Source organism: Micromonospora sp. DT229 (assembly GCF_049844505.1).
In the GTDB taxonomy this organism is placed as follows: Bacteria; Actinomycetota; Actinomycetes; order Mycobacteriales; family Micromonosporaceae; genus Micromonospora.
Genome location: NZ_JBNCLD010000040.1, coordinates 1 through 7,114 on the forward strand (window position 1 = coordinate 1; position 7,114 = coordinate 7,114).

Sequence of the window (7,114 nt, forward strand, 5' to 3'; positions counted from 1 at the left end):
AGCCCGACAATCCCACTACACACGCCGCCTCAACCTCGAACTCCAGCCATGATCCCGAACGGCGGCTGCCGTACTAGCCTCTGGGGTCATGTCCGCCCCTGCGCCGCGTCCGTTGCTGTTCCTTGATGTGGACGGCACCCTCATCCCGTTCGGCACACCCGCGGCGGCTGGGCCGGGCATGTCGCATGGCCGCCCCGTGGCACCGGCTCTACCGGCCGATGCCCATCCCCTGCTGCACAAGGTCAATCCGGAACACGGCCGCCGGCTGGAGGCCCTGCCGTGTGATCTGGTGTGGGCGACGACCTGGATGAGCGACGCGAACGACGTGCTCGCACCGCTGCTCGGGCTACCGTCCCTGCCGGTCGTGGACTGGCCCGACTCCGACGAGGTGGGCGCCCTGCACTGGAAGACCAGCGGGCTGGTCGAGTGGGCGCAGGGACGCCCCTTCGTCTGGGTCGACGACGAGATCTCCCACGCCGATCAGCAGTGGGTATCGACTCATCACCCCGGCCCGGCCCTGCTGCATCGGGTCGATCCCGTCAAGGACTGACCGAGTGCGACTTCACTGCCATCGAGAGCTGGCTTATGCAGGCGCGGTAGGGCGAGCTCCATGCGGCGGTGGCAACCCGGCCGGTCTGCTCTACGGGGACGGTACGTTCGGAAGCAGGTCGTCGTCGCGTCCGGTCTGGGGTAGCCCGGCAGCAGCTGCGATGATCTCGACTGCCTCGTCCAGTCCGGTGGTCTCGGGTAGGACGAGTTCGTCGGGCCAGCCCAGGACGTCGTGGGCGGCGTACCAGCCGCTCATGTGCTCGGCGGTGAACTCTCTGACCTGCGGGCGGGTGAGGTGCCGTCGCAGAGTCTCGGCCAGGGACACGTCGAGGTAGCAGAACAGCGACCGGCCACGGTGATCGTCCCGCAGGGCGGTCACCGTGCTGCGGTAGCGGCTGGTGTGCATGATGCCGTCCAGCACTACGTGGTAGCCGTGGTCCAGCGCAAACCGAACGGTCTGCGCGATCAGCGCAGGCGCGATGCCGCCGGGCAGGTCCCGTTCGCGCAGTAGGATGCGGCGTAGGTAGTCCTGCTCGACCAGGGCGCAGCCCCGGCCGTGCCGGCGTCGCAGCTCGCGGGCGATGCTGCTCTTGCCCGAGCCGGAGTTGCCCCGGATGCAGACGAGGATCCGGGCTGCCGGTGGGTTCAGCGGGCACGATGCCTCCTCTGCTTCAGTCGTTGCGGACGGTGAGGTCGAGGGCGGCGACGGCCAGCTGGGTGAGGTCGGGAAGTTGGTCCTCGCCGAGGGTGACGCCGCGCAGGTTGTCCAGCGGCGTCTTGACGCCCTGGAGCCGGCTGCCCCGCAGGTCGGCACCGTCGAGGTGGCAGGAATCCAGTTCCAGGCCGGCGAGGTCACACGACCGTAGTGCGATGCGCGGCAGTCGGCAGGACGACCACGCGCCGTTGGTGAGGGTGCAGCCGGTGAAGGCGACCGAGCCGGCTGCGGTGACGCGGTGGAGGGCGGCGTAGTCAAAGCGGCAGCCGTCGAACAGCACGTCTTTGAGGCGTACGTCGGTGAGTCTGGTGCCGGTGAACCGGGAGCCGGTGATCGTGCACCGTTCGATGGTGATCCCGGTCAGGGTCGCGCCGGAGAAGTCGGTGCGGGTGATCTCGCAGCCGTAGAGGCTGCCGGCTTCCCAGGTGCTCCCGCTCAGGTCCACGCTGGTGATCAGGCTGCTGCGGATGCTGGCGTCCTCAAGGTGCGAGCCGTGCCACGCGGCGCCCTCGACGAGGGCCTCGGTGAGGCCGCCGTCCAGGTCCGTCGTGGTGTCGAGGTCGTCTGGTTCGAGGTCCGGCAGCAGGATCTTCACGTCGCCGATCGTGGTGGTGCGCATGTGTCCTCAACCTGTGTAGGCGCGGGCTGGGCACGCCACCCCACGCGTCCCGTGGTGGTGGTGGTGGCTACTTCTTCTTGTTCCAGTTGTCCCAGCCGGGTCGACTGTCGAACTTACCCTTGTTGTCCCAGGTAGGACGGTTGTCGAACTTCGCCGCGTCGATCGACGCTACCGACCGCTGGGGGTCGACGCCGAGGCGGGCGAGTTGCTCGGGTGCGGCGTTGATGAGGGTCGCGAGGGCGTTGGTCATGGTGCTCCTCCCTGAGGGGTGAGGTGGTCCGCGGCGGCGCGGACGAGGGCCTGTCGGGTGGTTCGGCAGTAGGTCGTCTCCCGGGCGGTGAACGTCGCGTGCTCGAAGTAGCGGTTGCCGGCCTGAGCGCCACGGCAGAAGTCGTAGAAGGCGCAGTAGTCGGCGCAGTCGTTGAGGGCTGTTACGAACTCGGCGACGTAGTCCAGGTCGCCGGCGCGGGCGAGCATGGCGGTGATCGGCTGGTGGAGGACGTTGCCTGCGATGAAGTCGCCGTATCGCGGCTCGGTGATACCGAGCAGCTCCGGTGACAGCAGGACCACCTGCCCATCCCACGAGACGGTCGGGATCGGCTCGTACGGGGCGTGGGCGACGTGTCCGGCGCGGGTGGCGGCAAGGTGGTCGGCCAGCCGGTCCACGTCGCGGATCCGCAGCGGGCTGCCGCCGACGCGACGTGCGATGAGGTGCTGCCAAAACCGGTACGCGGCATCCTCGGACACCGGTGCCCGGTCGGCGCCCTCCTGCTCTTCGATGTTGAAGCCCACCGACTCACAGCCGGGCAGGCCGGTGAAGAAGTCGACGAGGGATTCCGCGTAGTCGATGGTTTCCGGTGTGACCACACAGATCACCGAGTAACTCAGCCCGGCGTCAGCCAGGGTCTGCATGCCGCGCAGGGTTCGGGCGACGGTCGGCTTGCCGGCCCGGTCGAGGCGGTTCCGGTTCAACGCGCCCGGTCCGTCGATGCTGACCCCGACCTCGAACCCGTAAGCGGTGAACAGCTCGCACCACTGACGGTTGATCAACGTCGCGTTCGTCTGGACCTCGTGACGCACCATTCCCGCGCGCCGCAGCTCCTCGAACGGGGCCAGTAGATCCCGGAACCGCCCGATGGGTGTGGCGGTGGGTTCGCCCCCGTGCCACACGACGCCCACCGGATGACTGCTGTTCTGCTGGGCGATCGACTCGGCGCAGGCATGCGCGACCGCGCCGCTCATCACGCGAAGGGATCTCCGGTCGGGCAGGTAGCAGTAGGCGCAGTCGAGGTTGCAGAAGCTCGTCGGCTGCACAACCAGAGTGTGGAAGCTGCCGGCGACCGCCGGCTGGCCGGTGGCGTTGATGAGGCCGATGCCGTTCACGAGGGGGCCTCCTCGATCCTGAAGTCCGTGGGGGTACTGACGCGGTAGGCGTGGGTATGCCGGGCCGGCCAGCCGAGGAACCGGTCGAACATGTCCCCGGCGCTGCCCGTCACGCTCGGGTTCAGTCGGTGCAAATCGTCGATCGCGTCGTGCAGGCAGCTGGCCAGGTAAAGGAACAGGCTCACCGGCACTTCCCGGTACTCGGCCAGGAGCGCGAGCTTCGCCGCGCCGCAGGGCCACGGCTGCCCGCACCGTCGGCACAGCCACAGCGGGCGCATCGGCAGATGCTCCACCTCGGCTGGCGCGAGCCGGTTGACCGCGAGACGGCGCTGCTGCCCAGTCATCGGCGACCGCCCTCGCGGGCCTGCTGCTCGAACAGCCGACGCCACACGAAGGTGAGCAGCGGCGGATCAGCCGGCCACACCTGCCCCGGCGAGACCGTCCACCTGGGCTCGGGGCGCCGGGAATGGCCGGCCATCGCGTTACGCGAGACGTACACCGTCATGCCGCCACCCCCACCAGGGACGATGAGCGGCGGGCTCGCCGGGGGAAGGGCGAGCCCGCCGCCGCATCACGGCGGCTGGGAGCAGACCGCCGATCACCCACCCACGCAGCCCTCCTGGCGGTACGCAGGCGGGGAAAGCGCCGAGACAGTTCGCTCCCGGAGGGCCGAGCCAGCGGCCCAAGCCGTGGTGTGGTGCGCCGCTCATCGATCCCTCCATCTGCAGCTCCCTGTCAGTCATCCCTCACACCGGCATCGACACGCGCCGGTGATTGGGGCGAACTGAACGTAGGGGCGGCCCGTCCGGAGGACCGGGAAAATCCGTACCGGGTCCGGCGGCCTTCAGCGGGCAGGGTGATGGTGTGCGAGGGATGACGGACGACATGACGATCGGCCAGCGCGTCGCTTTCTACCGGCGTCGACGAGGGCTCTCCCAGGAGGTGCTGGCCGGTCTGGTCGGCAAGACGCAGGAGTGGTTACGCAAGGTCGAGACGAACCGGGCCGACCTGGACCGGCTGTCGGTCATACGCGCGATCGCCAAGGCCCTCGACGTGTCCCTCGGCGACCTGATCGGTGCGCCAAGCCTGTTCGAGTGGTCGGACGACTCAGGACGCGAGACCATCCCGGCCTTGCGGGCCGCGCTTCACGACTATCGTCACCTCGCGCCAGCACTGGCCAGCACGGGAGACGTCGAGGCTCCTCCCTTGCGCGAGATCGAGAACGATGTCGCCGAGATCTGGACCGCCTACCAGCACTCCCGGTACGGCACCCTCGCCCGCCGGCTGCCCTACCTCATCCACGACTGCCTCACCGCCACCGAGGCGTACGACGGGGACGACGGCCAGCGCGCGCACGCCATGACCGCCTACGCCCACCAGCTCGCCGCATTGTTCCTCACCAAGCTCGGCGAAGGTGACCTCGCGTGGACCGCCGCCAGCCGAGGCCTGGCTGCCGCCAACGCCAGCCACGACCACGTCGTCATCGGCTCACTCAGCCGCTCCGCCGCCCACTCGCTCGCCTCCATCGGCGAATACGCCCAAGCCCGCGGCCTCGCCGCCACCGCGGCGCAGTTCCTAGAACCACGCCTCGCCAAGCCCACTCCGCAACTGCTGTCGGTCTACGGCAGCCTGCACCTCGTCTGCGCGCTAGCCGCCGCCAGAGACGACGACCGCGCCTCCGCCGACACCCACATCACCGAGGCCGATGCCGCCGCACAGCGGCTCGGCGCCGATGGCAACCACGTGTGGACCGCGTTCGGGCCGACCAACGTGTCAATCCACAAGACGACCGTGGCCATGGAACTCGGCGACGTGCAACGCGCCATCGCCATCGGCGCCCCACTCGACACCAGCACCGTGCCCGTCGAGCGGCAAGTTCGCCACGCCATCGAAACCGCCCGAGCCCTTGCCCGGTGGAACCGCATCGACGACGCCCTCGCCGCGCTTCTGGACGCCGAGGTCATCGGCCCCGACCAGGTCCGCTACCACCGGCTCTCCCGCGACCTCGTCCGGGACATCCTCACCCGCCCCCGGCCACCCCGACTGGCCGTCGAACTCAGCGACCGGATGGGCGTCCGGTCGGGAGGGCCGCGCTGGTAACTGGACTCAGATCAGCCGGCTCGTGTAGCCGGCCGCCACCAGACGCTCGAACGCCGTCCGCACCTCGTCCGGCATCTCCTGCGGGATCGCGAACCCGCGCTCGGCGTACACCTCGATCCGCTGCGTGTCGCCCACCAGCATGTCCACCACCCGCCGCGGATCGCCGATGCTGCTCACATAGTCGTCCAGCTCGAGCGGGTTCGAAGCGCACACCACATCAACCTCCGGCCACATCAGCCGGCACGTGGCGTAGGCCCGACGCTGCTGGTAGGGCCGAGACATGATCAGCACCGACCGCACCGGAATCTGGTGTTCGGCCAGGAGCTGACGCGAGTACTCCAGGTTCTGGGCGGTGTTCGTCGCACGAGGTTCCACGAGAATCGCTTCCGCAGGTACGCCCTGCTCGATGGCGTACTCGTGGTAGTGCACCGCTTCTCCACGGGGGAACCGCTCGACGGTCGTCGGGGCGTTCGCGCCGGTGAACACGATCCTTGGGAACAGGCCCTCGCGGAACAAGCGCGCCGCGATGACAGCCACTCCCAGGTCGTGGCTGCCCAACCCGATCCCCACGTCGCACGGGCGCAACTCGTGATGCATGTCGTGGTAGCGCCAGAGCGTCTCGACGTCCGCCCGGATCGCGTCGGGAATCACCTCGGCGCGTGCCCCCGCACGCCGGTTCATCACCACCTACCGGAGAGGGCCGTCATCGGGGCCCCCGTCGGACCTGCCCAGGGCCGCCAATCCCGCCCTCGCCACCTCCAGAGGAACGACAGCGGCCACGGGCTCGTCCCGCTCGCTTAGGTAGACAATCTGGCCCTCACGCACGCTCCGCAGTAGTTCAGGTAGCACAGCCGACAGCGGAAGGTCGTCAGGCGTGGCGTAAGTCCGGTCCGCGCTGGGTTCCCTCATGCCGCCAGCGTAGGGGTAGCAGCGCAGCACGACGCCGCTGACTCCAGCACCACGCCGCCGGCCTCGTCACGATCAGGAGGTTTGGGATCGTGACGTGGCGGTCAGGTTCCGACCTCGATGAGACGGTGCCTGCCAGTCTCGCCTGGCACCTGCCACACCTGCTCGTCCGGCCAGTGGCGATACAACAACTGCCGGGTGGTCGTGGCGACAATGTTCCACAGCGGCTCGCAGAGCAAATCGGCCTGTAGTCGTTCCTCCCGCTCGACGTCCCGAGCGATCAGGAGAACCGCCCCGACCGGCACCAGCCGGTCCGCGCGGCGGTAGCCGGCGAGCAGGCCACCCAGCCCTGACGTCGGCCGCTCGTGCTCGGCGACAACGTCGCCGATCGGGCCATGGTCGACGTGTACCAGGAACCGCAGGCACCGCCCCGTCCTGCAGCCAGACGCCGTAGCCGTCGGCCCGCAACTGCGCCAGGTCGTGCTGGCGCAACCACGACGAGGTCTCCATCGTCGCCAGCCACTGGAACAGCTCGCACCGCCCCGGGTTGCGCCGCGACACCTCCACCAGCGGCCGGAAAAGCAGGGCATCCGCCACACCGGAGGACCGCAGACCCAACCGCAACGGAACTGGTTGCCCCGACGCCGTCAAGGCACGCTGGAGCACCTCGGTCCCTTCGGCCGTGACTCCGTACCACCAGGTATGGGTCCGGTCCTCCGGCGAGCGCTCGCGGCGCACCAGTCCCGCCTCGTGCAGCCATACGAGGTCTGGGCCTGACCCGGTTTGACGGACATCCCAGCTCAGAGGGGCTGTGTGCTCCTCGGGAGGATGTTCATCATGGA

At 69.1% G+C, this 7,114-nt stretch carries 8 protein-coding genes and 1 pseudogene; 2 read left to right on the plus strand and 7 right to left on the minus strand.

Features of this window, described 5'->3' with window-relative positions:
* The first annotated feature begins 112 nt into the window (after nucleotides 1-112).
* Nucleotides 113-600: pseudogene (locus tag ACLQ2T_RS29030) on the plus strand (HAD domain-containing protein).
* 40 nt (nucleotides 601-640) lie between these two features.
* Here the strand turns inward: ACLQ2T_RS29030 and ACLQ2T_RS29035 are convergent.
* From ACLQ2T_RS29035 to amcA (ACLQ2T_RS29060), 6 genes are all read right to left on the minus strand, one after another.
* Complete coding sequence (locus tag ACLQ2T_RS29035; RefSeq protein WP_425769549.1) at nucleotides 641-1,165, minus strand: kinase; 525 nt, start codon at nucleotides 1,163-1,165, stop codon at nucleotides 641-643.
* A 55-nt stretch (nucleotides 1,166-1,220) separates the two neighbouring features.
* Nucleotides 1,221-1,883 carry a pentapeptide repeat-containing protein gene (locus tag ACLQ2T_RS29040; protein ID WP_425769543.1) on the minus strand — a complete coding sequence of 221 codons (663 nt, stop codon included), beginning with the start codon at nucleotides 1,881-1,883 and terminating at the stop codon, nucleotides 1,221-1,223.
* A gap of 67 nt (nucleotides 1,884-1,950) precedes the next feature.
* Nucleotides 1,951-2,133, minus strand: a complete 183-nt coding sequence (amcA, locus tag ACLQ2T_RS29045; RefSeq protein ID WP_377568327.1) for a multiple cyclophane-containing RiPP AmcA — start codon at nucleotides 2,131-2,133, stop codon at nucleotides 1,951-1,953.
* Nucleotides 2,130-3,266 carry a cyclophane-forming radical SAM peptide maturase AmcB gene (gene amcB / locus ACLQ2T_RS29050; RefSeq protein WP_425769544.1) on the minus strand — a complete coding sequence of 379 codons (1,137 nt, stop codon included), beginning with the start codon at nucleotides 3,264-3,266 and terminating at the stop codon, nucleotides 2,130-2,132. The genes amcA (ACLQ2T_RS29045) and amcB overlap by 4 nt, the downstream gene beginning before the upstream one ends.
* Complete coding sequence (locus ACLQ2T_RS29055; protein WP_425769545.1) at nucleotides 3,263-3,610, minus strand: hypothetical protein; 348 nt, start codon at nucleotides 3,608-3,610, stop codon at nucleotides 3,263-3,265. The genes amcB and ACLQ2T_RS29055 overlap by 4 nt, the downstream gene beginning before the upstream one ends.
* Nucleotides 3,607-3,771 carry a multiple cyclophane-containing RiPP AmcA gene (amcA, locus tag ACLQ2T_RS29060; RefSeq protein ID WP_425769546.1) on the minus strand — a complete coding sequence of 55 codons (165 nt, stop codon included), beginning with the start codon at nucleotides 3,769-3,771 and terminating at the stop codon, nucleotides 3,607-3,609. The genes ACLQ2T_RS29055 and amcA (ACLQ2T_RS29060) overlap by 4 nt, the downstream gene beginning before the upstream one ends.
* 368 nt (nucleotides 3,772-4,139) lie before the next feature.
* On the opposite strand from amcA (ACLQ2T_RS29060), the gene ACLQ2T_RS29065 reads away from it, so the two are divergent.
* Nucleotides 4,140-5,366: a helix-turn-helix domain-containing protein gene (locus ACLQ2T_RS29065; RefSeq protein WP_425769547.1), complete on the plus strand. Its 1,227-nt coding sequence runs from the start codon at nucleotides 4,140-4,142 to the stop codon at nucleotides 5,364-5,366.
* A gap of 6 nt (nucleotides 5,367-5,372) precedes the next feature.
* Here the strand turns inward: ACLQ2T_RS29065 and ACLQ2T_RS29070 are convergent, their stop codons facing one another.
* On the minus strand, nucleotides 5,373-6,053 hold the full coding sequence (locus tag ACLQ2T_RS29070; protein ID WP_425769548.1) for a YdcF family protein: 681 nt from the start codon (nucleotides 6,051-6,053) through the stop codon (nucleotides 5,373-5,375).
* Nucleotides 6,054-7,114: the final 1,061 nt, after the last annotated feature.

Coding starts and splice junctions, on each gene's coding strand:
- ACLQ2T_RS29055 (WP_425769545.1), bottom strand. CDS start 3,610: ATGACTGGGCAGCAGCGCCGTCTCGCGGTCAACCGGCTCGCGCCAGCC.
- ACLQ2T_RS29065 (WP_425769547.1), top strand. CDS start 4,140: ATGACGGACGACATGACGATCGGCCAGCGCGTCGCTTTCTACCGGCGT.
- ACLQ2T_RS29040 (WP_425769543.1), bottom strand. CDS start 1,883: ATGCGCACCACCACGATCGGCGACGTGAAGATCCTGCTGCCGGACCTC.
- amcA (WP_425769546.1), bottom strand. CDS start 3,771: ATGACGGTGTACGTCTCGCGTAACGCGATGGCCGGCCATTCCCGGCGC.
- amcA (WP_377568327.1), bottom strand. CDS start 2,133: ATGACCAACGCCCTCGCGACCCTCATCAACGCCGCACCCGAGCAACTC.